Raw genomic sequence first — 26,903 nt, forward strand, 5'->3', positions numbered from 1 at the left:
AGCACGACGACGACAAGGCCGATGAGATAAATAACACTGTTCATGGCGCAATCTCCTCCACTGCGCACCGAACTTGCATGTGCTTCCCGTGTTCCCCTCAGGCATCATCTTTTTGTAAGCGAAGCCTAACCAGCCTCAAGACGGGATCTTGTCCTGTGCCGATGGGCGTGAGCGCGCGATTGGAAATGATACGAGACCGGACTCCGGTGCGACTTACAGGTCGAGGCGCAGGCGCACTCCGGGAGATATTCGCGCTGCATGGGTCGGAATTCTTTCGGAGTGCTTTGACTGGGCATTATCGCAGTGGGACCTGCCTGCGACCTACCACCTGATCGCAGGCCGCGCGATCATCAGCCAGAAAATCCCGAGCACGGCAGCGAAGGCGGGGAAGCCGAAGGCGAACCACAACCAGAAGAGCCGATGGTATCGCGGCGGCAACGGCGCACCGCCAGCGGCGGCTTGCGATGCCAGCTTGCGCATCTTATGGCACCGCTGGCGACAGCGAAAGCAGGTGACTAAGTAAGCCAACCCTCACGTCCTATCCGGAGAGGATGATGGGACGCCACATTCCCGCATGAGGGAAAAGTAAGGAGACTGCACAGCAACCTTTCATGCACAGTCCGGGCTCCTTATTCCGCTGGCTCATGGCGAGAGCCGTCCGCATTTCGGACCGCATTGACGAGCACCCAAAAACGAGCCCGAATCGGATTTCATCATTTGGTTGGGGATTCACATGAACCGATTTCTCTTTGTAATTGCTGATTTTCTGTCCCGGCCGCCAGGCTTTTATCTGATCATCGTGGCCATGATAGCCTGCACTGCGATGGTCCCTTTCGGCCTAACAAGCGTAATCACCTATGCGCTTTCAGTAGCTGCGATTGTGATTACCGGCGTTGTTCTGATCCAGGGTTATCGCGACACTGCTGCCATCCATGCCAAGCTCGATGAAATTATCGTTGCATTGAAGGAAACGAGGAACAATGTCGTCGGGCTGGAGCACGCCGAGCCTGAGGAAATTAAGGCCCATTTGGCGCGGCTCGAAATGGAAGCGGCGGCGGCTGATCAAGAAACCAAGCACGGGGGAGTTTCTGACGCCTGAGCGCTACTCAAAAGCCATCATGGCAAGCTGAGTCCTGCACGAAGCGGTCGCTCAAGTCCCGCCGGCGGCTGCCAAGCGCAACGAGATGCGCAGCAGCAGTAAGCTTATAAGCGGAGAATGGCTGATCTAACGTATGCGCACTGTGGTAGTCGGCAAGAAGTCTGGCCGTTGCAAACCGGGATGGACGCGAGCGGGCTCGCCGGACTTGCAGTTAGGGGGGCAGCTCGAGGACTGTTTGTGCCCCGGTCGGAATCATTGCGGCCCATCGTATTCCGTGGGAGTGCATCTTTTCGCAGAGCTGGCGGAAGCAATTCCAAGCTATGGGCAGGTCTCCCGGCTTTGACCCGCATTATTTGGAAGAACACCGCCGTCGAGCGCTGCCGCATTCTCCAGGGAACGTCGACGCCGTGGGAGGCGTCGGCATAGTGATGTCGGCGAAGCCTGCCTGCGGTCCAGATGCGGAGAGCGGTATGAGCTCACACCACGTCTCTAACAACCGCATCTAATTTCGTTAGGCCTACGCTCGAAGGCCTTTGCGTAAAAAGTCCCTGTTCGATTGCGGCCGCCTTGAAGGCATCGATCGCAGCTTGTTGGTTGCAATGACCGGCCAAGCATTCCCTGATCATTCGGACGGCTTCGAGCCGCCGCGGCTTGGCCACGTATGGCCATGGTTGTTCAAGTGCTTTCGCAGCGTCGGATATTGATGCAACCACCATTGGCCTGCAATTCAGGTAAATTGTAATCGGAATGAACGCCGGCATTTTCTCGCTCGCCAGGATTGAACGGGGCTAAACGCGAAGAGAAAGCGGAGGTTGCATGAACGCGCAGCTTCGCGATTTTAAGTCCCGCTACACGATGCAATTGAGACTGAACAGGCCTTCTCGGGGCAAAGCTAAACTCAAAATAACGCCCGTTGGCGGGTCGCCGAATTCTGAAGCGAACAAATCGCCGACAGGCTCCATGGCGCGGTTTACGAACCATGGGCACGATGATCTCCGTGGGCAGGCCATAAATCGGAATCACGGCGGCTCTGAAACGTTCCACCGTGGTGCTGCCGGGCTGTCCGTTTCGGGGTCTAGCTTCGAGGAGCTCGCCCTCGTGCTTTTGCCCCTCAAAATGCGAGATGCGAGACGTCGCCATCCAAGGGCGAGGGGTCGACGTGTCGTCGGTGCAGAGCCGTTGAAGTACGCGTTGGCACAAACCCAGAGCACGTCCTGTTAATCCGGTTCATATCCTGCGGCTTTGAAGTAGTTGGCACATTCGGCTGGGGTGAAGAGGTCGACGACCGCGCCGACCGCGTCCCAGAGAGCCTTGATGGTTCTCTCGGCCTTTGCTCGCAGCAGCGCCCGGACGACGTGAGCCTTACTACAGAGATTCCGTCACAGACCCGAACTTAAAAAGAGTTGCTGATCGCCGCGAGCTGATGTGCATCGTGTAACGGACTTCGAGCGCCGCGCCTTTGCCACTCTGGTCAACCTGCGTCGAACCTGCCCGCCGCTGGAACCGAACCTCTACGCATCTTACACGACGCCCATCGATGAGTAACGGATGATCACCTCGTCCTGACGAAAGCGTCGCTCAAGGTCAGCACGGCGTGTTCGCCAGGCTTGCAGATCAATCTCCTCCGTCATCACCTCGAAGATGACGATCTCATCATAGCTGCACTCGCCGCCTTGCCGCCACAACCCTTCCGCAGGTGCCTGCAAAAAGGCTGTGACGCCGGCGAACTGCTGGGCCAGTTCTTCTTTGAGCCGGTCGAATTCCTGTTTGGGGAACGGTCTGCCGGAATTGTCCGCGCGAGGTAGCAGGATTTGAAAAAGATACATGATGAAACTCAATGATCACGAACGGTCGCCGTGCCTCTTCGTTCCTCATGCTTTGTTTTCGGCGTCGGCGCCTGGCACCGTGCGCTTGGTGTCACCGTGGGCCGTGTTCGGCCTGGACCAATATTCGCCGTCGCCATTTGCAAGATAGTTGTGCATGTCGGTTGCAGCGACCGCTGCGTGACCGAATGCTACGGCAAGCTGATTGATCTCATTGACCACATCTCCGGCTGCATAAAGGCCGGTGACTGCGGTGCGCTGGCGCGAATCTACGACGAGATTGCCCGCTTTGTCACAGCATGCACCAAGGTCGACCGCGAGCCTCGAGCGGATGGTCGAGCCCATCGCAGGGTAGATGGTGTCAAACGACAGCGTTCCGCCGTCGATGAGTTCCACGACCGCCTCCCGGCGCGTGGCGCAAACGGCATTGGGTCTGCATACGCCGATCTCGATACCGGCCCTCTTGAGCTTGGTACGCTTGTCGGGGGAGGGCTCGGATGGATCGGTAATCAGCAAAGTGAGATCCCGTGTGAAGGTGCGCATGAACAACGCCTTTTTCATTGCGTGTTCGATCGGTCCGATGACGGCCACCCGTTTGTCGATGGCTTCATAGCCGTCGCAGATAGGGCACAATCGCAAGACGCCAGCTTGGATCATGTCGGTAACGCCAGGAAAATCTGGCAGGATATCAACAACGCCGGTAGCAATGAGCACCGAGCGGGCACGAATGGGAGATGAAGCGCCCGCCAAAAACCCAGCCTTCGTTTTGCGAATGGATACGATCCTGTCTTGGACCAAGCTCGCGCAGTATCGAGCAGCCTGCAGTTCGAGGCGGTCAAGTAGGTCAGCGCCGGTGATACCGTCCGGGAAGCCTGGGCAGTTGCGCGTCAAGGAAATCCGCTTTGCACGGCTTTCACCTGCGTCGACGACAATTACTCGCCTTCGGAATCTTCCAAGATAAGTCGCAGCTGCTAGGCCCGCTGGCCCGCCACCTACGATCAGGCAGTCGAAGCTTCCTTCATGCCGGCTCCTGTCCCGGTTGACCATCCAGAAACCCTGAAATCACACGGCTGCATCGCGAGCGCATAGTCGAACGCCGTTGAAGAGAACGCGGAGCACGCCATTTGGTTACAAACGTGGAGCTCCCAATTCGCCGGACAGTTCAGCCATTGGGATAGTGCTTTGATGACCTGCCAAGGGAAGCCATCTTCAGCGCGGAATGGAGATGGAGACTGACAGAATAGCGTCGACGACGGGCTGGGGAGTAGGTGTCCGCGGCAGAAGCAGGATGGAGCAGGCGGGCTTTTCCCTCACTTGGGCTGGTCCACCGTGACCGGCCTTCAAAGACGGGGCAGGTGCTATAGCGGGTTCTTCAGTCAGCTCCAATATCCGCCAACAAGACTGCTGGGTAGCAAGTGTTCGTCCATCACCATTTTGCCGGACTTCCGCAGCCCGGGGACCTGAGCGGAATTTACACCTTGCGGTCGATTCGCCGATGCTCGCCAAGCCTCGACAATTGTTCTATGCTCCTTGGCACGGCACAGTTCGCGGTTGCAACGCGGAAGGCTGTTGTCCTGTGGGGGGTCCAATGTTCGAAGTCGTCGGAGACTGGTGGAAAACGGGCTCGAGAAGCTGCTTCGCCCTAAACACCCTTGGCCTGATCGTTGCCGTATCGGTGCTGCTGTTACCTGGGCTGGAAAGCGCCAATGCACAGACGAACTGGACACTCGACCCGACCGCCTCCGTGCTCACCTACCAGTCGGTCAAGAAGAATACGATCGTCGAAACCAACAAGATCAGGAACATAGCCGGCACTCTTTCTTCGACGGGTGAGGCCAAGATCACTTTTGACCTTAACTCCGTCGACACTGGTGTCGACCTTCGCAATGTCCGCATGCGGTTCCTTTTCTTTGAGACATTCAAATATCCGTCCGCCGAACTGACAGCAAAAGTGGACCCTGCCGCATTTGCAGACCTGGCGACCAAGCGAAGGGTGAAGGCAGTGCTGCCATTTCGCCTCAACCTGCACGGCGTCGACAAGGATCTTGAGGCCAATGTCGTCGTAACCATGATCAGCGACAGCATGGTCTCCGTCGCTTCGGAGGCGCCTGTTGCCGTGCATGTCGAGGACTTCGGACTGCTGCCGAATGTCGACAAGCTGCAGCAAGCCGCCAATGTGACCAACATTGTTCCGACCGCTTCGGTATCGTTCGATTTTGTGTTCAACGCTGGCGACAGTAAGCCCGCGGCCGTGCAGACAGTCGCGGCAAGTACTGCCGACGTCGGGCCCGTCGCCACCGATGCCGCGAAAGCGAATTTCAGCGAAGAAGAGTGCCTTAACCGGTTCGCGGTGCTCTCCCGCACTGGGGCCATCTACTTTCGGTCGGCGAGCGCGCGGCTCGACAACCAAAGCCGCCCGCTGTTGGCGGAGGTGGTTGGCGTGGTCGGCAAGTGCCCAGGCCTGAAGGTAGAAGTTTCTGGCTATACCGATTCCGATGGTTCGCCTGCCTCCAACAAGCTGCTGTCGGAGCGCAGAGCCCAGGCCGTTGCCGATGCCATCGTCGCCGCGGGTATTGCACGAACGCAGATCACGGCAACCGGGTATGGCGAGGAGCGGCCTGTCGCGGCTAACGATACGCCGAAGAACAAGGCGCTCAATCGGCGGATCGAGTTTTCCGCCACCAAACTCGTCAACTGAGGAAGGACCTCTTGTTCCGGTGGGGCTTCCATCTGATTGCCTGTTTTGGCAGTGCCCCGCGCGCGATCGGGCTGGCGACGCTCTCGCTATTATTGACATTGACGGCGGCCAATGCGGAACGCCGTGTTGCTCTGGTCCTTGGCAACTCCCAGTACCAGCATGCGCCGGCGCTGACCAACCCGGTCCGGGACGCGCAGGCTGTTGCCAACCGCCTTTCGAAGTTGGACTTTGAAGTCGTCTCCGGTTTCGATCTGACCAAATTGCAGACCCAGACGACGATTGCGCAGTTCGCAAAGCAGGTTCGCGGCGCCGACATTGCGCTTTTCTTTTACGCCGGCCATGGTTTGCAGGTTTCGGGCAGCAACTATCTCCTTCCGGTTGATGCAGCATTGGAAGACGAGACTTCGCTGGATTTCGAGGCGGTGCCTGTCGAGTTCGTTTTGCGGCAAATGTCGCGCGAGACCAGCATAAGACTGATTTTCCTCGACGCCTGTCGCGACAATCCCCTGGCTGAAGTCTTGGCAAAGGCCGCAGGCGTCAAGGGAGCGAGAAGCGGGCTTGCCGAAATCCCGATCGAGAATGGCGGTGCGGGTACACTGGTCGCCTTTTCCACCAGTCCCAATCAGGTTGCCTATGACGGATCGAGCGAGCATTCGCCGTTCACGTCCGCGTTGCTTGCCCATATCGGGGCTTCGAACGTCTCCATCACCGACGCGATGAACATGGTCACCGCCGATGTCTTCAAAGCAACGGCCGGCAAGCAGCGCCCGTGGATCAATGTCTCGCTGACCACCGAGGTCGTTTTGCACAGGGTCAATCTCAACGCGCCGCTGATCGTCGGCGAAGCGACCGCTCCGCAACATGCGGAAGACGGTTCGGATGGGCGCAACGCTACCGCAAATTCGTCAGGCGACGATGAGGCACAGCTTGCGCTTAATGTCCTGCGGCAGAAAATTCCGAAACTGGCTTCGGACGATCCGATCTTTTTCGACCGACCTGTCGATTTTGGAGATCCAAAGATCGACGGCAAGAGTATCGCCGAGCTGATCATGGGCAAGCCTCTCTTTGCTCCCGTGGAAGGGCTCGATAAAGCGGTGTGGCAGGGCAAGCACTGCAATGGCTGCCACGAGTGGGATGAGGTTCGGCTGTGCGAACAGGCGAAGAATTTCGCCGCCAACGATGTGTCCGTGCTGCGTCTGCAACATCCCCTCGGGACGCGCTTCAAGGTGGCGCTAGCCAAGTGGGCGCAAGGCGGCTGCAAGTAAGATCTGGGCCTTCGGTTTGAAAATTCGTGGTCAAACGGGCCATGGGACCAATCTGCGCTTCCGGTTCTCACGGACCCAAATGTCCGCTGCTCCGGTTCTCGAAACCACCACCATATGACTCGCCAGAGCGAATTTCGAAACAGCCTCTAAGGAGGCTTATTTCTATGTGGCGGATGTTGAACCGCGGGCTACGCTCGAGCGTCTGCGACCGAAAATGGCCGCGCGACACCCGCTCGCGCAACTGGAACGTCTCGCCATTGTTGGCCCCTCGAAGGCTGGTGCTCGAGCCATGCGGGAGAGCTACCGACTGTGGTTCGAAGCTGGGGAGCCTGCCGGCAGCGGCGCTCTGTAAATCGACGGATCGGCCTGAGGTGGCGAATGACCAGCATCGCAATCTTCAACGTAAACGCCCTTAATCACACCGTTTACGGCGCGCCGCCGGCAAGAATCACCATTCCGTTGTCAGGTTTCTGAGCGTGCCAGATGAGGACAGTGGCGAACCCAAAGGCTCCCCAACGCAACGTACCCCGACTGTGCGCGTTCTAGTGAAATGGGAGGGCGCCATAGCCGATCTGACGGGGGTGGTCTGATGACAAATCGGAGCAACAGGGATGGCAAAGTTTAAAGAAGCCCTTGAGCGCGGGAAGAAAGCTCGCCGTCAGCAGGAGGAGCCCGTCGGCGGCGCGGAGGTGGGAAAACGGGATGCCCCCATGGCGGACTTCAGCGAGCAAGCAAAGGCTTGGCTAAACGACGTCGTGATTGCATCGCTGGAGGCGGCCAAGGCTGACGTGGCAGGCGAGGTGGCTGTCGACATAGACACCGCGCCACGCCGGCAGGTCAAAGCTTTAACCCCGTCGATTCGTTTCCAGATCTACAGGAAGCGAGAATTGGAGAAGGCGCCTAGAAGAACCTTTACCGTCAACATTAAGGTGAGCGGGGCGGTGTCCATGTCTTCGCCGGGGATGGTGACCAAAGATGTGGGAAACATAGGGGATAGGTCCGACTTACGGGTCCGCACCTTAACCGAACTGATCGAGGACGTCGCCAGGGTACATAACAACGCTGTGCCCACAGGCCTTTGTGGAGCCTAGGGGGCACAAGGTCGTCATCGCGCGAGCCAGTTATCCGATCACCCGCTTAAAGAAACACGGAATATTTCCGACCTCCCATTCCACAGGAAATCGTTTGTTGATCTCTCCTAAGTTCCGGGCAAGATGACCTTAGGGCACTGAGGGGTCGGCCATCTGTAGACCCATTTCGACAAAGGCAGATAGAATGGCAAAACGGTCCGCGAGTGCAACACGCGCCAGCCCTGCCAGAACTCCGGCATTGACGGCATGGGCGGCAGGAAACGGCGGTGAGGCGGGTGGTACTGCTGTGCGGCCGACGGATCGGCAAGCACCAAGGCCATTGTCACGCCATCCGGCAGCCAAGGCAATCCAGGCGCCCGGGGTTGTAGGGGGCACTGCCGCTGCCTGGCCCAGCGCGGCACGATGGTGGGCGCTGCCCGGTTCGCTGACCCAGTTGCTGACGAGTGCGAGCAGTTGTTGATCGGTTTCATCGAGCAGCTCGCTCAAATGCCCAAGGCATTCATGAGCCCACCAGACCGCAGCCCGATCCGGCAGCAGGTAGGCACAAAAGGTGATTGCCTCTTCGGGAACGCGCCCTGCAAGGAGATCGCGGCAAAACTCGATCGAATGCTGTTCGGTTGGAAGGGTTCGCATGTCTCGGGCAGCGGCGGGACAAGCTAGGAAAAGATCTCGTGCCGTTTTGAATCGGAGCCCGTTGGCCATGACGCCACGCTTTCATCGAGAGCCTGTCAGCACTCAAGCCCGCAGCGCGGCGCTGGTCAAGTCTCTACTCGCAGCGGAGTGATAACGGCGATACAGTCGCGGCTCGGTGCTTCCCGCAGACAATTGCTTCGGAATTTGGTATGTTCACGCTTGATAATATCGGATGCTCAACAGGAGTAACCGCTATGCGGTGGGCCAGTTCACCTTTGGTGTTGGCGGTCATGGTTTTCTCAACGCATGTTTGCGCCGACCCTGTCCAGAAATCAGAAGACATCGTCAAGTTTTTTGCCGGCGCGGCCGATCTTGGCAAGTCGCGCGGAATTTGTGTCGGCACCGAGGAGCAGTGCAAGAGCAAGAGTAAGCCAAACGAGGGACCCGCCGGCAAATCCAGTCTCGACATGCTGATCAATTTCGGACTCGATTCGGCCGAACTCGACGCAACCGCGCGCGCCGAGCTCGCGGAGTTTGCCAAGGCCCTGAAGGACAACCGGCTTAGCAGTTTCCATTTCGTCGTCGAAGGCTACACTGACGCTTCCGGTCCGGCGAACTACAATGAGCGGCTCTCACAGCGACGAGCGCAATCTGTGACGTCCTTCCTGACATCAAGCGGCATTGAGGCGGCTCGGATTAATCCGATCGGCCTGGGCGAAGCGCATCCGCGCAGCCCCAACCCATACGATGCTGTCAATCGCCGTGTGGAAATGCGCATAAAGACCGAGTAGCGCACGCCGCCGAAAACTGTGCGGCAGTTTCGAGCCACAACGGCTTTGCCGCGAGCAGGGCAGTCGTTTGAACCCTTTCTTACGAACGCCTGCGATGGCTCAAAGCGCGTTCTGCACGGAGCTCAGCATCGCCATGATCACGTGTTTGTACTTTGCGAACTCGGGCGATGTCTGCCGGATTTCAGTGGTGGTCGTCGTCTGCTGGCTCGCGGTCGTTGCTGGGCTGAGCTTTCGACCCATCTTCCTTTCGGCCCAGTCCACGACATAGCTGGCGGTCTTGCCGGTGAGAAAGGGATTGGCCTGAATGACGGCTGATCCGAGCACGGCGCTCAGTTGCGCCGAACCCGACGCCGACAGCACCTGATGCGCCCCTTCCATGCCGAGGAAATGGCACAGATAGAGCCGGCCGGCTGTGATCTGGTGGCCGCGCGCCCGAAGATAGGCTTCGCCCTCTCGCGCCAGATTGCGAACCATCTCGCGCGAGATCGTGGCGTCGTAACGCAGGGCAAGCAGGTTGGCGGTCGAGAGCGTGCGTGCAAGTTCAGGGCGGTATGTATTCATCATACGGATCCAGGTCTTGGTGATGAATTGGCCGGCACCGGTCGCTGAAGAATTCGGGTTCTTGGCACGGGCACTGCCGCCACTTTCGACGTGGACGATGCGGTCGGTGAGCGTTTCCACGGCGGAAAAGTCCGAAGCGACCGCAGTAACTGTGCCCAGCGGGTCGATCGCCGCGCCATTCTGGTAGAGTTCGAAATGCAGGTGCGGTCCGGTCGACAGTCCGGTGGTGCCGATGTAGCCGATGATGTCACCTGCCTTCACCTTGGTGCCGACGCCGCCCACGATTGCGAATTTCTGCATATGCGCATAGCGCGTCTCGCGCCCGTTTCCGTGGGAAATCTTGACCAGATTGCCATAGCCGCCCCCATCGCCCTGGAAGCTGATTTCGCCATCGAAGGCGGCTGCGATCGGCGTGCCGACCGGCGCCGCCCAGTCGACGCCCTTGTGGATGCGAACGGTGCCCAGAATTGGGTGCTTGCGGGGCCCGAAGGTCGAGGTCAACACCCCGTTGACCGGTGTGACCATGCCGTTGGTGACCGTCAGCGAGCGGACCTGATCGTCGCCTGTCACGCATGCAAACTGGCCATCGCTCTGCTGGAAAACGAAACAGTCGAGAGTTTTTGTCGTGCCCTGGACACCCACATACAGCACCCGCCCAGCGCCTTCGTCCTTGCCGCGCGGCATCTGCGAATAGATCAGCACAAGACGCTGGTCCTCGCTTGCGAAGGCGTCCAGATCCTGTCCTCTCGACAGATACATGATGGCTTCGCCGATCACGCCGGTCGGAACGCTGTTGCGTGCCGCTGTCGAGTAGATCGCGTCGAGCAGACGATACTGCCGTTTGTGGGCGCCTTCCGCCGGCGCGCCCGAGTAGTTGAAAAGATCTTCCCGTACCCAAGGATCAACGCCCGAAACGAACACGCCCGCGGCATTGCGCGTCAGCGTACCGACAAAGACGTTCTTGGCGTAGATCGACACCTGCATGAGGGACATCGTTGTCGTCTCGCGGTTGGGTCGGTATCCACGCATGGCCACGACATAGCCCGGTTCCAGGCCGTCCCGGCCGAAGAGCGCCTTCAGCGCCTCGCCTGCCTGCTTGGCGTCGTCGGCGGAGAAATGTGCATCGAGCGCAACGCTATCCAGACTGCGATCGTTGAGGATCTTCACGAACGTGTCTTCCGTAGCCTCGAACCGCTGAAATTCGTTCGTGACAGTTGCGACGCTGGTGTTGTTTTCGATCTGGGTCTTGTGGAACGCGGGAAGAGCTGCATCGCCTGCATCGATTGTTTCACCCCAGCCGGCCTCCGGGTCATCGGCTTCGGCCAGTTGATCGGCGGCAGGGGCGGGTTCATCCGCGGCAGGAGATGGCTGAAGATCGTTCTGCAGATCGCTGGAGGCTGCGGGGGCCGTCTTTCGTTGCGCCTGGAAGAATGCGAAATCCTCCTGCGTCGACGGTATGGTCGTCATGAATTTCTCGCTGGCGCTAAGCATGACGTCGGACAAAATCTCGATCTGTGACGAAACCCCGGCCTGGTCGAGTTCGGCCGGACGCGGAACGACGCGGCCTTTCGTTGCGGCGCCGGAATCGGGTGCGAGCGTGATCCACATCGGGTCTCCCGCGAGGCCGATAATGGCAGGCACATAAACAGAGGCATCGGCCGGCACATCGTCGGCTCCTTCGACCGCATGCAGCTCCTCGTCTTCGTCGCCAAATGACCAGTAGTCCGCGGTGAGATAGAAGCCGGCTGCAATCGAACACAGGAAAACCGTGGCGAGGCCGGCAAGAAGCCTGCGCCAAAAGGTGCGCCGGCGAAGGGCAGCGCGTGCTTGCTTCTTTTCCTTGAAGCTGGTGTCGATAGCGTGCGTCACGGACTGCTTCCGGTCAGGAAAAACGTCCACCGCACCTGTTCAAGCGTATCGACTTCGACAAATCGCGCGGCAATATGGCCGCGCTGCCAGCATTCGTCGATGCCGCGTATCGAGAAACGTCGCCGCTCAATGCACATTTCGGTCGATCCGGTCAGGATCGCGTGGCCGAAAACGTCGGTGGCGTAGAGGTAGATGTAGCGGTTCGTCAGTTCTTCGCGGATGACGTTCACGCACTGATTTGCGCCGATGGTCCACCAGCCGTCGGTCTGGTCGGCATTGTCCACCTCCTGGCCGACAGCGAGGTTGACGACGTCGAGCGTCTGATTGCACACCGTGAATTCGGCGCGCGCTTCGTTGCACGAGAGCACGGCTAGCAACGCGGCGGCCGAAACGACCGCAAGCCTCATCCGGCTCATCGAGGCAAGCAAGGTTCGAAGCCGACCACGCTGCTTTACGGGCAGGTCGGAAGACGAGCGGGGCGAACGCGAGCTAAGCAGTTCCATCGGACGCCCATGCTAGCCGCCGAGTCGGAAATACTTGGCACTGGCCGAAAACTTGGAACCGTTGGCCTCAATTTCCTCGAGAATTTTGGGCAACAGCCGTGAGGCTGGCACTGGCGTGGAGATCGCAGCCGCCTGGATGTCCTGGGGCCCGGTGATCACCATGATGATCTGCGGCACGGCCTTGCCTGCAGCCCTGTCGGCGGCGCCGAGACCGATCGGGATGCTGAAGGTAGCCTTGTCCGAGTGAACGACCATGCGGTCATCGAGGTTGAACATCATGCCTTTGTGGTCGATCAGCAGCACGCTGGAAATGAGCCCGCCACGCGATACCAGCGTACCGCTGATCGGCGTACCGTTCGGCACCGATGTTCGATCGAGAACAAGCTGCGGCTTCTCGCCAGCAGTCTGCCCCAGAAAACGCAGAAAGTTGGTGACTTCGCACTGGCTCGGCTCAATAAGGCGCACGTTGATGTCCGGCTCAACGTGGAACTTTGCCTGGAAATCAGCCAGCATCTGCTCGAATGGCTGGACCGCGGTTCCAAATCCTTCGATCGCAGCGGTCTTATCGGTTATCGAGGTTACGGCGGCGTAGAAACAGTCGCCGCCGCTGAAGTCGCGAACCCACGACACACGTTGCGCTATCTCGTCGATTACTGGGGCAACTTCCGGCTTGGGCAAGTTCAGGGCGACCATGGCCGGATCTGGTTCTCCGGCCGCCGGTTGGTCGGGCTGCTGCTCCTTTGCCCTCGTCGTATCCGCCTGGCGTGCAGCCGGCTCGGGAACGGGCGGTGCTGGTATCGTCTTCGCCGGCACGCTCGCCTGGTGTTTGGGCGGCGGCAGGACGGCCTGCTGCTCCTTTGGGCTCGTCGCACCTGCCTGGCCCGCAGCCGGTTCGGGAGCTGGCACGGCCGGTTTCGCCCCCGCCTGCGGGCTTGCCTGCTGTTCAGGCTTTTGGCTCGGTGCGGCGTCTGGCTGCGCGGCGCGCGGCGCCGGAGCCTTGTCGACCAGCGGGAGAGCCGGAGCAATCGTGGCAGGCGGCGAGGGCGTATCGGGCTGAAATGATGGCGTTGCGGTTTCGGCCGGCAGTTGCGCCGCGCTTGCCGACGGCTTCGACTTTTCCTGCATTTGCGGGAGCATCTTGGGCGACGCTGCCGGCGGCTGCGTTCTGGCCGCGGCGGCCTCCGCCTGATTTTCAGTTGGCGCTAATGTAGCTTCCGTTTCCGGCTTTGGGGCTGGAACTGCCTGTGGCGGCTCAGGCGCGTGCGCATCATTGTCCGTCGCCAGCGGCTTTGACGCCTCTGCCTCAGGAATTGATGCATCCGGGAAAGGCGTTGTTGCTTGTGGTGCAAGTTGCGGTGGCTCTGGCGCGGAAAGCGAGGTTTTGACAGCGCTCGGTGCGGTGGGCGTTATAAAGCCGCTAAAATAGAGGCCGGCAACTGAGGCGAGAGCCAATGTCGCGAAGGCAGAGATGGCGATGCCTCGGCCTTTTGTAGATGTTCCGCGAACAGCACCAACGAGGGCACGTGGCGGCGCAGCGACCGGTGAGGCCCGAGGTTCGGACAGCAGCGCTGGTCGGACATGCGGGACAAAGCGCTGCCCACCCGAGCCTGCCAAAGGCCCGCTATGGCCCAAGACATCGGATGGCGGGGACGAGGCCTTCGGGTCGGGCGCAAGGGTTTGCCCCGCTCGTGGCAAACCCGGCCTGTCGCGGTTTGGGATGAACGTCGGCGGCGTTGTCCCTTCGTCCTCGTCACGCGTCATCCTGGCAATTTCCGCCATGCTCACCGGGCGGTCTCGCGGATCCGGCTGCAGCATGGCTTCGACAATGTCACGAAAATCGTCATCGATGTCGGACAGGTCAGGCACGGTCCGACGCTTTTCGATGATCTCGAATTGGGATCCGCTCATGTCGATCGGCTTCCCGCGCAGGGCGGCAACCAACACCAGCCCCAGGCTGTAGATGTCGGACTGCTCGCTGACATCGCCGCTGTACAGCCCAAGCTGTTCGGGGGAAACGTAGTTGTACTTTCCCGCGAATTTTCCGCCGATCAGGGTCTCCCCGCCGACGGTCGCCGATCGCGCGATTCCGAAATCGATGATCTTGGCGCGATCGACCTGACCTCCGGGCAAGATGATGTTGTCCGGAGAGAGGTCGCGGTGTATTGCTCCTGCCTGATGCACGGCGCTCAGACCCGACGTGAGGCGATGGCAGAGCTTGCGCACCTGCTCAGTCGGCATAGGGCCACGTCGCATGATGTCGTATAGGGACTCGCCGTCGACGAATTCCATCGCAAGGTAGGGACGACCGATCCCTGGATCGATCGTGAAGACGTGATAACGCACGACCGCATCGTGCGAGAGGTGATTGAGGATCGACGCTTCCTTGCGGAACAAGGACAAGATCGTCGGGTCGCGGGCAAATTCGGGCAGGACGATCTTGATCGCGACATGGTCGCCAGTCTGAATGTTGTGGCCGCGGTAGACCTCGCCCATGCCGCCGAATGCGATCCGCTCGTCAAGTTCGTAGATGCCGCTGAGCTGCGTGCCGACGGCGGTGTTGGCCAGCTGCGGCGATATTCGCGTCTTGTCGTCGGCGCTCATCAGCCTCAACCCTCCGCTCTGGACAGATCAGGGTAGGGGGGGTGTCCGTTGCTTCTGCTTGCGAATTTTACCAGCACAATCGTGACATTGTCTGTCCCGCCTCGCTCCAGCACCGTTTTCAGCAGAGCCTCACAGGCCGCCTGAGGTGTTGCAGTCACAACTGCGGCGCCGATCTCGGCGTCGGTCAGATGCGCCGTCAGCCCATCGGTGCACAACACAAAGATGTCTCCCGGCATGATTTCCCCTTGCTGGAAATCGATGACGATTTCGTCGCTGACGCCTACCGCATGCGTGATGACATTGCGGCGCGGCCAGGTGAGCGCCTCGGCCGCGCTGATCATGCCACGGTCGAGAAGTTCCTGAACTTCGGTGTGGTCCTTCGAGATCTGCGAGATGGATCCGTTGCGGATCAGATAGACCCGGCTGTCGCCCGCCCATAGGCAAGCAAATCGCCCATCCATCGCCAGCAGGGCGGCAACGGTGGAGCCGATGGTTATGCCGCGGGACTCGGAGATCCTGCGGATCTCGGCGTTGGCGCGGCTCAGCCTGTCCTCGAAGCGCGCACGAAGATCCGGGGCGGAACTGGCAATGCCGATCGTGGCCAGATGGTCGACAATGCTGGCTGAAGCGACCTCTCCGGCTTCATGCCCACCCATACCGTCGGCCACCACCCACAGGCCGGTTCGTGGCTCGACCAGATAGTTGTCTTCATTGTGCTCACGGACACAGCCATTGTGGCTTACGCCGAAGCTTTCAAAGGAAAGGGCGACATCGCTCAACTTGCCACCAAGCGCTTCTCGAAGCGTCCTCTGCAGCGCACTCTAAGGCGCTCGCTGGCGCCACTTTGCCACAGGCTCGAATATTAAAATATCGAAATCTAGCTTTGAGCGCGTGACCTTCGTGGCGGGTCACCCCGACAAAGAGCTCAAGTGATGATTTGAGGGCGCGACAGCGCTCCGTCGCCTGATCAACTGCGCATCCTGCGATCTCCCCGCCTGTCACAACGTGCCGGTGCCGAAGTGTTCCAGCTCTTATCCCACAACCAACCAGGCAGCCAGTCAGGTAACGCCGGAATGACGCCGTGCGATCTCGCCTTGATCGGTGCTCCAGACGACGACCTAGATGCCACTGTCAGGACCCGGCATCTTTCAGGATCCGAGCGAGCGACGTGCCACCCAGCGCAAATTGCCGACCCCGTCGTTAAAACAGGAGCGTCGGTATATTCAAAATATCGATCCTCACCCTAGCTTGGTTTCGCGATCTTACTTGCCTTCGGCGAGGTCAAATCCTTCTCAAAACGCCTTCGGACAGCTGAAAGCAGAAAGTGCGGGAAGGAAGAAGGGGCTGGGTCCGGAGCCGGTCTGGATCGTATAGCTGACGTCGCGTCCGCCGATTACGAAGCGCGCCTCAACAGTGCCGTCTTTTCTGGTGATCGTCGCCTTGTCCAGCAACCGCTTCAGCGACCACGGCCCTTCGAAGCTGATAACGGATTCGCGGCCCGGCATTTCCGGCGTCAGCCTCAGACTGGCGGATGTCGAGGCCGCACCGGTCGGCCAGGACACAGTGCTTGGCGTGTTAGCCGCCTGGTTGCTCTGGACGATCTGGCCATCGACGTCGAGCACCGCAGCATCTGCATCTCCATTCAGCGAGAACGGGGTAAAGGTCAGGTTGACTGACGGCATTGACCCGCCCGACGGGAAAAATGCGCCGCGGATTTCCGCAGCCAGCTGAAAGTTTTTCAGCGTCGACTTCGACAGGTCGCGCCCAAAGCGTGCATCCTGTTTCCAGCTCCAGTCCTGGCCGCTCATGTCGATCAAGGAAGCAAGGTTTTGTGCGAAGAACCGGTCCATCAGGCCGCCCGGAGAGAACAATTTGGCGAAGTCCGCCATCGCAATATCCTCGGTACCATCGCCGGCGAAGGGGTAGCGGCCGTTGACCGCCTTCTCGCAGGGCTGCGTGACGGCCTGGTCGAGCATCTCATTCAGATTAGTCAACGAAATTTCAGCCGCGTTGCCCTCAAATTCGTCTGCAGTTGCGTTGACCATTCTGCCGAGTTGCTTGGGCAGACGCGATGCATTGGCGCGAAGGGTGGCTATCTGCAGCTGCAGGTTGGCGTTGACACGTTCCGTCTGCGAAGGGACCTCGGTTGCCAGTCGCAGGCTCTGGTGGATGTCGCGAAAATTCTGGGTCAGCGCATCGATCGGTCGGTGTCCGAAAGGACCGCTTACCAGAGCCTGGAAGGACCTGAACTGCGCTTCGATGTTTGCCCCAGGGTTCTGGCTATGAAATTTCTCGGACCCCGTACCGGCACGGCTTTGCGATTTTGCGGAGCCAATTTGGATGCCGATGCGAGCCAGGCCCTTGGCCATGTCTGCGGCGTCCTGGGACTGGCGCAGGACGGTGCCGACCTGCATCCCAGTGCCCGAGTCGGCGCCGGAGACAGAGTCGCGCGCCAGGGTTGTTTCCTCGGCCATCGCGGTAAAAAGCTGTTCGATCGGCGAGCTTGGTGAGGCTACGGCGGAAAGCGCGACATAGTGCGGCTTGTCGTTCAGCATGGCCTTGAATTTCAAACCATCGAGAACGCTGTTCCACGCGGCTGCGAACTCCCTGCCGTAGCGATCGAGAAGTTCGGGGCCGAGTTTGAGCAACGCCTGATCGATGTCGCCTTGCTCGCCGCCACCGCCCAGAACCCACTGGTCGTCGACGAGTGTCTGGGCAATGCGCGAAAGCTGTCCGAGAAAAAAGTTGTTGAATCCGGCTTGGGTGTAGAGACCGGGTATACGAAGCTTCGACAGATCGCCGCCATCGACGCGCTCGAACACAAGCTGCGCTTCCGGTCCAGCTTTTTGGGAGACGGCAAAATCGTCCAGCGCAGCCGCATACACCGCCGACTTGATCAATGCTGATGCGCGATCCGCAAGGCTCATGCGCCCGAGCGAGCGCTGGGCGGCTTCCACAAGCGGCTGGTTGAGTTCGAAAACTGGATCATAGGCATCGTCCAACGCGAGCATGGCGCGTAGGTGCTTTTCGAGCTGCGCGCGTCCTTCCCGGTTGCTCTCGCCTGGATACCGGTTCTTTTCCCAATCCTGCTTCATCCAAGAGATGATCAGTGCGTCATCGACCTTGGGTGCCTTGCCGCCGAGCATCAGGTAGATCTTGAGCGGTTCGTAAAGCGTGGCGGGCTCAGCCATCGTCGCCTGGACCGTCCGCTCAGCCTGAACAAGCAGACGCGACCGCAACATTCGTTCCAGTGCTTGCCGATAGGCCGTTGTCGATGCAGAACTAAGCCTTTCCCGCTGGCTCAGGCCGAACGTTTCGTCGATCGGGATCGGTGAGTCACTGCTTTCGAAACCGGCCGGCATGTTGCGCAATTGGTCGAGTGGCCCGATGACGTTTTCAAGGTCGACATCCGCGACCGTCGTGCTTTTGAGCAGGGCGTCCGCTGTCTCGCGATATTGGCTCGTCGCCTGCGTCGTAGACGCGATCAGCGAGCGGTTGGCCATGAAGCTCATCCCGAGCGCGCCAAGGGCCGCTGCAGTGATCAAGGCTATGATGCCAAAGCCGCCATATCTGAGGGCCGCTGCCCGCCTCTCGGTCGCTCGGTCATAGGAAACCCATCCGGATTCAGCGAAAATGACATCGGTCAGGAGATCGTGCAAAAAGAAGCTCTTGCCGGTCCCGGACAGGTGGGGGCGGGAATTGTTGCCGAAACTGCGGCCGATTGCGCCCAAGACCTGATCGATGGGCGTTCCCTCCTGCGTCCCCGACGAGAAGTAGATCCCACGCAAACTGACGTTCACCTGGCTGCGCACCGGATCGAACAGGCTGGTCACGAAATTGGCAATTCGCCCCTTGAGCGCGTAAAACTGGGCCGGAAAGCCAAAGATCGATATGCGCGAGACCGGATCAAGCTCTTCCTGCAGGCGGTCAGCCATCTCGTCCGCCAAGCGGTTCGCCAGCGCATCGAATTCGGCCGGAGCCTCACCGGCCATGTTCTTGTTGCGGTCTGTGGTCTGGAATGTCGCGCCCCAGACCTTGCGCCTGCGCGGCTCCTCGAAACTGCTGAAGTATTCCATGAAGCCGGAAACAAGATCGGCCTTGGTGAACAGCAGGTACACCGGAAACTGGATTTTAAGCGTCTGGTGGATCTCCCTCAGGCGACTGCGTATTTCAACGACTTGGGCATCTAGCTGCTGGTCATCGAGGCTGATGAGGTCGGCAAGGCTGATGGCCAGGATGACCCCGTTGATCGGTTGCCTTGTGCGGAATTTCTTGAGCAATGACAAAAACGCAAGCCAGCTCTTGCTGTCGCTTCCAGCACTGGAATCCTGCGTGGTGTAACGTCCTGCCGTGTCGATCAGCACAGCCGCTTCAGTGAACCACCAATCGCAGGAGCGGGTGCCGCCAACACCGGCCACCGGCTGGGCGTCTCCTGAACCGGCAAGCGGAAAATTCAGACCCGAATTGACCAGTGCCGTCGTCTTGCCGGCGCCCGGCGGGCCAATGACGATGTACCATGGAATATCGTAGAGGAAATTGCGCTTGCCGCTCGAGCGTTTGAGTGTTCCGATGGCCTCACTCATGCGCGCCTCGAGCACCGGTGAATCGTCATTGCCCCCGTCGCCGCGAGCAATGACGATCTCGAGCGCTTTTTGCGCCTTTCTCACCTGCCAGACGCGCACTCCGTAAACGAGGGCCGCGGTCGCTACGATCGTGCCGATGATTGTCGCGCGCAACCAAACAGGTCCCAGCGGCCGGATATCGGCGAAGCGGATCAAAGGTCCAGCAAACCAGATCGCTGCCGCGAAACCGGCCAACGCGGCCGTGCTGAATATCCGCGGCAGCCAACGCATCACTGGCGTTTCCCACCGGCGGTCTTCACAGCGTTTCCTCCTTGGGGATCATCACGTCGACACGGCGGTTCTTGGCGCGGCCCTCGGACGTCGCATTGTCGGCAATTGGCTCATCTGCGCCCTTGCCATCAGCGGTCACTCGCGCGGGATCGCTAAGTTTCGCGGCGATCATTGTTCCAACAGCCTTCGCGCGGGCGACCGAAAGGTCAAAGTTGGATTTGAACGCGCTCGATTTCCGTGGCTTCACGTTGTCCGTGTGGCCAACGATCCTGATTGGCCCCGGCTCGTGCTCAAGGGCTGCGGCAATCTGTTCGGCCAGTGACTGAGACTCAGGCTTCACTTCGGTCTTGCCCGGCTGAAACAACAATTGATTGTTGATCTCCACTACGATGAAGTCGCCTTTTGTGCCGATGGTCATCCCGCCGCGCTCGACTTGCGTGGACAGTGCCGAGCGGATGCGGTCGATCTGCTCGGTTACGGCAGGCGAGGCAACTGTCGCCGGTTCGGCAAGTGGGGGTACCACACTGGCGCGCTCGATCGTCACGGGTGTCGAGGGATTGAGCGCCAGCAACTGTCTGGCTGCAGCATCGCCTTCATCGGTCACGAACGCGCGCAACGTGAAGAACGCGGCCGTCAGCAGGGCTGATGCCGCGGCGGCAACGCCCCAGAGCGGCAGGCGGGTCGAAGACGGCACCATCGTCGCCGCCATGCTTTGCCAGCGGGGGGAGATGTCCTCTCCGGCGCGGGCCCTGAAGTAGCGAAGCGTCTCGTAGACGTCGCGCCGCACACGTTCGAGACTGATATCGTCGCGCGCCAGGCCCCGATACTGGCCCTCAAATCCCAGGGACAGGCAGACATGCATCAGCTCCAGCAGGTCTAAGTGTGGCTCCGGATTGGCCAGCACCTTGTTTAGCGCTTCGAAAAAGCCGGCGCCCGTGGCTTCGAGGTGAAAAAACCGCGACAACATACTGCGCTGTGCCCAGGTGTCCTTGCCGGTCCAGGGCAGGTTGCCAACAAGATCGTCGGCAGTTTCGCAAAGGGCGAACTTCGCGATCCGCGCATCCTCTTCGGCAACGCCCGACTTCTCCAGCGTCCGGTCGAACCTCTCGATCGCTTCGGCGATATGCTCGGCCAGTGGCGCCGCCTGTCTTTCAACCGGCACAAGCCTGAGATGCCCGAACAGGACAAGCAATGGTGCTGACGCCGCGAGGATCGGATTTGCTGTCGAATATTTGACCGTGTCGGCGGCTTCGAGCAGCACCTCCTGCTGAATGATCGGCCTTGACTCGGCTGTCTCGGCTTTGGCCGCTGCACCGGACGACGCTCCCTGATAAAAAATGGTTCCGGATGTCCAGTTCGGCGGCATATGCCGACCTATGTCAGGATCGAAAACTGTCGATTCCTTGACGTCCAAGGGCCTGACCGACTTGGCAATCGGTTCGTTTGCGGCTGGTTTGGCATTCTGCCCGCGCCCTGGATTGGTGCGGATGACGGTCTTGCCGACCGGGCCGAAAGGATCGTCCTTCGAGCTCATTGCCGATGTGCCGCCGCGATGCAATGTCCGCGCTCGCGTTCGAGAGGCGCCAGATCTTTCCTGGCCGGATAGGGCAAGCAAGGGGCCGGCCAGCGAGCCCTTGGTCCGCAGCAGTCTTTGCTACAAGAAACGATGTCGCCGCGATATGACATCTGCCGCAGACCCCCAGGTCAATCAGGCTTACCCGCCTGGCGAACGGTCGTATGTGATCGTAATCTCAGATGTTGTCGATTGGAACATGATGCGGTGCGCCGATGCGCTTTTCTTCGTCAGCTAGAACGGCGCAGTCTATTGGGCCGGTCTATTTGTGCTTGTCAGCTTTGGCATACGCCTCGCCGAAATAGGCCAAGAATATATCCAGCATGCCGTTTTCATGGGCTTCCTCCATGGTCCGCCATGTCGCGACAAAAGCGTCCCATGCTTGGGCCTTCTTGGAGGTGAACGATGTCGGTGGAAGCTTTTTGCCGATCGCTTCCGGCGACAGGTCGTCAAGCAGTCGCGACAGCGCAGCTTGCATGGCGGCATAAGTCGCAAATTCGTGCGTCTTGAGATCGCGGAACGCATCTTCGACGCTGTGCCTTGCATCGAGATAGCCGGATCTGCGCCGTGCAAACATGATTTCGAGGATGTCGTCGATCCCCGGCACGAACTTAAGCGGGTTGTTGTCGGCGGAGCTTATCATTGTCCGGTGCGTGCTCTTGGCCAGCGTTTTGGCGGCCGCACGTGCCTTCAGCAGCATGGCCAGTTGCTCGACCACCACCCGCAGGACCGAGCCAATTTCGGCCGCAACTTCATGCGGGTCCCGCGACTGCAGCAGTTCCGGGGAAATACCCGCTCCAATCGCGATTTCCCGCAGCACCTCGTCTCTCGTCGACGGGACCGACGCGGGCGGCGACGGTGCTCGTTGCCCAAGCCATCGCTGTGCCGAATTCAAGAAGGGCTCGCCTCCAGAGTCAAGCGGCCGATCGGCCGCGATAGGCATGTGTCGTTGTGTCGAACCTTCGTCGCCTTGCGGATGGGTCGGCGAGGCGCGCTCGTCAATCGATACAAAGATGACGTAGCGGCCGACCAGGAGCCTGTCGCCGTGCGCCAGCCGGTGTGGACCGGTGATGCGTTGGCTCGATCCGTTGATGAAAGTGCCATTGCGCGAGATGTCATGCAGCCAAAACGCGCCTGCCTCGTATCGAATTTGGCAATGCCGGCCGGAAATGAACTTGTCCGGGTCGGGTAAGATCCAGTCGCAATTTTCGCGTCCGATTTTGAAGGTGCGATCACGCGATCTGTAGCCGGGGGATACGCCAGCGGGCAGGGCATCGACATTGCTGATCTGCAGACTGATTAACATGCACAATCGCCTGTGTGATCGCTGGCGGCCTTGTCGGCACGATACTCCATGTTTTTAACGTGGCTAATCCAATTTCGCATCACATTGGCGCAAGGCAGCGGGCGAACCCTCGATCTTGCTGCTTCGCCCAGCTATGCATGCCGCTTTGGCCCTCGCAAGACATGTGGTACGCTCGACACGGACCAGCAACCCAGTGAGAATTGTTTGGCTTTGAGTTCCTGAACCTGCCGTCGTTAGTATAGCAGGACAGTATAGCAGGACCTTCAAATCCACTGGCGGCCGGGTCCAGGAGGGGCACGACCAATGCCGAATGAACGTGCCACGGTTGTGGAGACGCCGATTGGCGCCGAGCTGTTGACCTTCACGCACCTTGTCGGGCGCGATGAGATAAGCCGTTGTTTTGGCTACACCGTTGGGTTCGTAAGTACCGACCACGACATCGATCCGCTGAAGATGCTGGGTGGGGCCGTCTCGATCGAAGGTGAATCCGATCCAAAACGGTGGTTCAGCGGCCTGGTGTCCGAGTTTAGACTTACCCGGATCGAGGACCAACTGGCCTATTACGAAACGGTCGTCAGACCATGGCTCTGGTTTCTCGGAACTACGACCGACTGCCGCATTTTCCAAAACATGAGCGTCGTCGAAATCGTCGAAGAAGTATTTTCAAAATACAGCACCGCAAAATACGAGAAGCGCCTGCAAGGCTCTTATCCGCCGCGCGAATACTGCGTGCAGTATGACGAGACCGATCTCGATTTCGTGCAGCGACTCCTCGAGCACGAGGGCATCCTGTATTTCTTCGAGCATGGCGAGGGCAAGCACACGCTTGTGCTTGCCGATTCGATGAGCAAGCTGAAGCCGGCGCCGGGCTATGAAAAAGTGCCTTATCACTTTGAAGGGCAGGGCTCCCGGCGGGATGTCGAATATATCACGGAATGGATCCCGGGCAGTTCGGTGCGGCCGGGCGCCTATGTCCATACCGACTATGATTTCAAAAAGCCGGGCGCCGACCTGATGGCCAAATCGGCCCAGCCGTTCAATCACAAGCTGGCTGCGGGTGAAAATTACCGTCAGCCCGGCGCGCATCTCGAAGTGGGCCGCGGCGACAGCCTGGCGGCAATCCGGCGCGAGGAAATCCAGGCGGTGCACCAGCGCATCGCCGCGGTTGGAACCGTGCGCGGCCTGTATTCAGGCTGCACCTTCAAGCTGGACGGCTTTCCGCGCGAGGACCAGAACCAAGAGTATCTGGTGGTGAGCGCCGAATACAGGCTGTTCGACCCCGGCTACAGAGCCCATGCGGATGTCGAGAGCGAGAACTTCAAGGTGATCCTTGGCGTGGCACCCACGGCATTGCCCTATCGTCCGCCACGGGTCACGACACGGCCGATCATGCGCGGCCCTCAGACGGCGACTGTGGTCGGTCCGTCCGGCGAGGAGATATTCACCGACAAATATGCGCGCGTGAAGGTCCAGTTCCATTGGGACCGGCTGGGCAAGAAGGACCAGAACAGTTCGTGCTTCGTGCGGGTTTCGCAGACCTGGGCCGGCAGCGGCTGGGGTTTTATCCAGATTCCGCGTATCGGCCAGGAGGTCATCGTCGACTTCATCGAAGGCGATCCTGACCTGCCGATCATAACCGGCAGGGTCTACAACGCCGCGCAGATGCCGCCTTATGGACTGCCCGGCAACGCCACGCAATCCGGCTGGAAATCCGATTCGTCGAAAGGTGGTGGCGGCTACAACGAACTGATGTTCGAGGACAAGGCAGGCTCCGAACTGGTCAACTTCCAGGCGCAGAAGGACCATCACCTTCTGATTAAGCACGACCGCAACAAGTTGGTGCAGCACGATCAGTCCGACCGCATCGACCACGACGCCAAGCACTCTGTCGGGCACAATCTCGACGAGGACGTAGGCAACAACAAAACTGTCAAGGTCGGCGTCGACCAGACAACTAACATCGGGTCGAACGACACCGAGACAGTTGGGGTGAATCGATCGCTGACAGTCGGATCGAACGAGACGATCCACATCGGCGCGAACTCTACGGAAAACATTGACGCCAACCATTCGCAGACCGTAGCGATTGTCCAGACGATCACGGTTGGGGCGGCGCGCGTCGATACGGTCGGTGCCTCCGAGACACGAAGCGTCGGCGGACCGCAAACGAATACGATCGGTGCGACACGATCGGTTACTGTAGGCGCGGCGCAGAGCCACACGATTGGCTCGGCAGACAAATGGCAGATCGGCGCCGCGCAGACGGTTGACGTCGCCGCCGACCAGAGCTTTACTGTTGGCGGCGCCCATTCCTCGCAGGTCGGCAAGGCGCGGCTGGCCAAGATTGCAGCGGACGAGGGGATCGAGGTCGGCGGGGCCTACTCGCTAAAAGTCGCCAAGGCGAGCAGTGTCATTGTCGGCGAAGACGGCGTGATGAAGTTCGGCAAGAAGCTTTACGTCGAGGCGGCTGACGAGATCACGCTGAAATGCGGCGATGCCAGCATCATCCTCAAAAAGGACGGCACTATTAGCGTCAAGGGCAAGGACATAAGGCTCGACGGCAGCGGCGACATCGACGTGAAGGCCGACGGCAAGACCAAAATCAAAGGCAGCAGTGTTCACAACAATTGAGGGCCGAGCGATGGACGTTGTGGAGCGTGTTGATGGGGTGATAATTGGGTTGCTGATCGGCTTCGATGATGGCTCGCCGCTCGTCGTTTTCGTCGGCAATCCCAGCGACACGGCGCTCAAGGCCCGCAGCCTCGCCGCTCTCGACGCTTCCGCTGTCGGCTCGGAAGTGGCGCTGCTGTTCGAAGCGGGTGACCCCGCCCGGCCGCTTGTGGTCGGACGGATAGTTGATCCGCGTCCCAATCCGCATCCCGTCGAAGTGTTGCGCGACGGTGAGACGGTGATATTGAATGCTCGCGATCGCATTGAGTTCAGATGTGGCTTGGCGTCCATCATTTTGGAGAAGAACGGGCGCGTCTCCATTCGCGGCACACAGCTCAACAGCCACGCGACCGGTACGAACCGTATACGAGGGGCGGCCGTTCACCTGAATTAGGTCAAGCCGATGCAGCGCCTTGCGACGATCCCCGCCATCGTTGACCAGCACGCGGAGGACGCCGCTTTCCTCTGGTCACGGCGGCGCCGCGAGATCGATGGACCGCTACTGGGCGAAATCGACATCGGCCGCATCGACCAGCGGCTGGACGCCAATCTTGAAGGCCTGTTCGCGTCGGGCGAGGCTGCGTGGGCGGCGGCGAAGGCGCGTTTCTCCGATTATTCTGAAGCCCCAGAGCTCTTTGTCATGGCGTGCCTGGCGCTCCATTGGGGACTGGAAAAGCCGCTTGCCGCAGTGATCGAGGCCGCCGCCGCACTCGGCGAAACCGGCATCAAGGGTATATCAGGCGCCATCGCCCGGACACCGCGCGAGAAACTCCGTCCTTTTGTCGCCAAGTGGGTCGATTCCAGGGAAACGATGCTAAAATGCATCGGGCTTTCGGCGCTCTGGCACCATCGCGCCGATGCCGGCCCGAGCCTCGGCGATTTAGTCGCAAATAGCCAGGCTGAGATCCGTATACGAGCATTGCGGTTGGCTGGCGCGTTGCGCCGCCGCGATCTGCTCCCGGCGGTAGCTGAGCGTCTCGCCGCCGATCAGCTGCCGGAACGGTTGGCGGCCTCGATCGCCGCTTGTCTCCTCGGCGCGGACCGTATGGCCCTGCCTGTTCTTGATGAATTGCTTGCCTCGCGTAGTGTTCCCCAAGGTGAGGTGATCGAAATCCGGCTACTCGCCTCGGCGGGAACTCCCGCAAAGGCCTGGCTTCAGAAATGTCTAAACGAACCTTCGTTGCGACTACCGGCTCTAGCCACCATAGGAATGCTTGGCGACAGATCAATCGTCCCCTGGCTGATCGAACGCATGCGCGAGCCCCAATCCGCTTATGCCGCGGGCCTCGCTTGGCGCGATCTGTTCGAGGTCGATTTCAATGATACCGACGTCTTCACAGTCGATACCTCGCCGCTTGGAAAGCCATTCGCCAAGATCGAGGACTCGCCGCTTCCAATGGCCGAACGCGCGAGTGCATGGTGGGACGATGGGCGGGGACCGGGCAAACACGTCGCATTCCGCTCCATGCGTCGGCTGCGGCTCGCGGCCATCCGAGCCTCTTTGGACAACCGTGACCTCCCATTGGCCGACTGGCGGCGCACGCAGCGCTTCCCCGCCTGGATGTAA

The 26,903-nt window shown here is 59.9% G+C and carries 20 protein-coding genes and 2 pseudogenes; 8 read left to right on the forward strand and 14 right to left on the reverse strand.

The genetic code is table 11. The annotated features are described in order from the left end of the window. Positions 1-321: 321 nt before the first annotated feature. Positions 322-483: pseudogene (locus NKJ84_RS20815) on the reverse strand (DUF2269 family protein); the annotation flags it as partial. A gap of 250 nt (positions 484-733) precedes the next feature. Here NKJ84_RS20815 and NKJ84_RS20820 point away from each other — a divergent pair. After that, positions 734-1,099: a low affinity iron permease family protein gene (locus tag NKJ84_RS20820; RefSeq protein WP_352508013.1), complete on the forward strand. Its 366-nt coding sequence runs from the start codon at positions 734-736 to the stop codon at positions 1,097-1,099. A 476-nt stretch (positions 1,100-1,575) separates the two neighbouring features. Here the strand turns inward: NKJ84_RS20820 and NKJ84_RS20825 are convergent, their stop codons facing one another. The 5 genes and pseudogenes from NKJ84_RS20825 to NKJ84_RS20845 form a co-directional block, all read right to left on the reverse strand. Beyond that, positions 1,576-1,860 carry a DUF982 domain-containing protein gene (locus NKJ84_RS20825; RefSeq protein ID WP_352508014.1) on the reverse strand — a complete coding sequence of 95 codons (285 nt, stop codon included), beginning with the start codon at positions 1,858-1,860 and terminating at the stop codon, positions 1,576-1,578. Next, the gene (locus NKJ84_RS20830; RefSeq protein ID WP_352508055.1) at positions 1,775-2,143 is read right to left on the reverse strand and encodes a hypothetical protein; all 369 of its coding nucleotides are present in this window, start codon (positions 2,141-2,143) and stop codon (positions 1,775-1,777) included. The genes NKJ84_RS20825 and NKJ84_RS20830 overlap by 86 nt, the downstream gene beginning before the upstream one ends. A gap of 173 nt (positions 2,144-2,316) precedes the next feature. Then, a pseudogene (locus tag NKJ84_RS20835) lies at positions 2,317-2,451 on the reverse strand (IS630 family transposase); the annotation flags it as partial. A 168-nt stretch (positions 2,452-2,619) separates the two neighbouring features. Beyond that, the gene (locus tag NKJ84_RS20840) at positions 2,620-2,937 is read right to left on the reverse strand and encodes a hypothetical protein (RefSeq protein ID WP_352508015.1); all 318 of its coding nucleotides are present in this window, start codon (positions 2,935-2,937) and stop codon (positions 2,620-2,622) included. Positions 2,938-2,970: 33 nt separating this feature from the next. Then, positions 2,971-3,969, reverse strand: a complete 999-nt coding sequence (locus NKJ84_RS20845; protein ID WP_352508016.1) for an NAD(P)/FAD-dependent oxidoreductase — start codon at positions 3,967-3,969, stop codon at positions 2,971-2,973. 541 nt (positions 3,970-4,510) lie between these two features. Here NKJ84_RS20845 and NKJ84_RS20850 point away from each other — a divergent pair. From NKJ84_RS20850 to NKJ84_RS20860, 3 genes are all read left to right on the forward strand, one after another. Then, on the forward strand, positions 4,511-5,620 hold the full coding sequence (locus NKJ84_RS20850; protein WP_352508017.1) for an OmpA family protein: 1,110 nt from the start codon (positions 4,511-4,513) through the stop codon (positions 5,618-5,620). Positions 5,621-5,631: 11 nt separating this feature from the next. Then, positions 5,632-6,885: a caspase family protein gene (locus tag NKJ84_RS20855; protein WP_352508018.1), complete on the forward strand. Its 1,254-nt coding sequence runs from the start codon at positions 5,632-5,634 to the stop codon at positions 6,883-6,885. Between the two features lie 611 nt (positions 6,886-7,496). Continuing rightward, positions 7,497-7,976 (forward strand): hypothetical protein, encoded by a 480-nt coding sequence (locus tag NKJ84_RS20860; RefSeq protein ID WP_352508019.1) that lies wholly within the window; start codon positions 7,497-7,499, stop codon positions 7,974-7,976. Between the two features lie 129 nt (positions 7,977-8,105). Here NKJ84_RS20860 and NKJ84_RS20865 read toward each other — a convergent pair whose 3' ends face one another. Continuing rightward, the gene (locus tag NKJ84_RS20865; RefSeq protein ID WP_352508020.1) at positions 8,106-8,678 is read right to left on the reverse strand and encodes a DUF6931 family protein; all 573 of its coding nucleotides are present in this window, start codon (positions 8,676-8,678) and stop codon (positions 8,106-8,108) included. Between the two features lie 185 nt (positions 8,679-8,863). Between NKJ84_RS20865 and NKJ84_RS20870 the strand changes: the two genes are divergently transcribed. Next, entirely contained in the window at positions 8,864-9,400 is a 537-nt protein-coding gene (locus NKJ84_RS20870) for an OmpA family protein (RefSeq protein ID WP_352479445.1), read from the forward strand. 99 nt (positions 9,401-9,499) lie between these two features. On the opposite strand, the gene NKJ84_RS20875 is transcribed toward NKJ84_RS20870, so the two are convergent. The 7 genes from NKJ84_RS20875 to tagH form a co-directional block, all read right to left on the reverse strand. Beyond that, positions 9,500-11,830 carry a M23 family metallopeptidase gene (locus NKJ84_RS20875; RefSeq protein ID WP_352508021.1) on the reverse strand — a complete coding sequence of 777 codons (2,331 nt, stop codon included), beginning with the start codon at positions 11,828-11,830 and terminating at the stop codon, positions 9,500-9,502. Beyond that, positions 11,827-12,333, reverse strand: coding sequence for a DUF1036 domain-containing protein (locus NKJ84_RS20880; RefSeq protein ID WP_352508022.1), 507 nt, complete (start codon positions 12,331-12,333; stop codon positions 11,827-11,829). Before NKJ84_RS20880 ends, NKJ84_RS20875 begins: the two co-directional genes overlap by 4 nt. Before the next feature lie 12 nt (positions 12,334-12,345). Continuing rightward, positions 12,346-14,934: a serine/threonine-protein kinase gene (locus NKJ84_RS20885; protein ID WP_352508023.1), complete on the reverse strand. Its 2,589-nt coding sequence runs from the start codon at positions 14,932-14,934 to the stop codon at positions 12,346-12,348. A 5-nt stretch (positions 14,935-14,939) separates the two neighbouring features. Further along, positions 14,940-15,713, reverse strand: a complete 774-nt coding sequence (locus NKJ84_RS20890) for a PP2C family protein-serine/threonine phosphatase (RefSeq protein ID WP_352479434.1) — start codon at positions 15,711-15,713, stop codon at positions 14,940-14,942. A gap of 513 nt (positions 15,714-16,226) precedes the next feature. Then, entirely contained in the window at positions 16,227-19,787 is a 3,561-nt protein-coding gene (gene tssM / locus NKJ84_RS20895) for a type VI secretion system membrane subunit TssM (protein ID WP_352508052.1), read from the reverse strand. A 25-nt stretch (positions 19,788-19,812) separates the two neighbouring features. Beyond that, a complete protein-coding gene (gene tssL / locus NKJ84_RS20900) occupies positions 19,813-21,321 on the reverse strand; it encodes a type VI secretion system protein TssL, long form (protein WP_352508024.1) in 1,509 nt (502 codons plus the stop codon). 301 nt (positions 21,322-21,622) lie between these two features. Next, the gene (gene tagH / locus NKJ84_RS20905; protein ID WP_352508025.1) at positions 21,623-22,666 is read right to left on the reverse strand and encodes a type VI secretion system-associated FHA domain protein TagH; all 1,044 of its coding nucleotides are present in this window, start codon (positions 22,664-22,666) and stop codon (positions 21,623-21,625) included. A gap of 303 nt (positions 22,667-22,969) precedes the next feature. On the opposite strand from tagH, the gene NKJ84_RS20910 reads away from it, so the two are divergent. From NKJ84_RS20910 to NKJ84_RS20920, 3 genes are read left to right on the forward strand one after another with little or no spacing between them, the layout of a single operon-like run. Next, on the forward strand, positions 22,970-25,297 hold the full coding sequence (locus tag NKJ84_RS20910) for a type VI secretion system Vgr family protein (protein ID WP_352508026.1): 2,328 nt from the start codon (positions 22,970-22,972) through the stop codon (positions 25,295-25,297). Between the two features lie 10 nt (positions 25,298-25,307). Then, complete coding sequence (locus NKJ84_RS20915) at positions 25,308-25,730, forward strand: DUF6484 domain-containing protein (protein WP_352479429.1); 423 nt, start codon at positions 25,308-25,310, stop codon at positions 25,728-25,730. A gap of 9 nt (positions 25,731-25,739) precedes the next feature. Next, positions 25,740-26,903: a hypothetical protein gene (locus tag NKJ84_RS20920; RefSeq protein WP_352508027.1), complete on the forward strand. Its 1,164-nt coding sequence runs from the start codon at positions 25,740-25,742 to the stop codon at positions 26,901-26,903.

It is taken from the genome of Mesorhizobium sp. M0048 (assembly GCF_040323405.1).
Classification (GTDB): domain Bacteria; phylum Pseudomonadota; class Alphaproteobacteria; order Rhizobiales; family Rhizobiaceae; genus Mesorhizobium.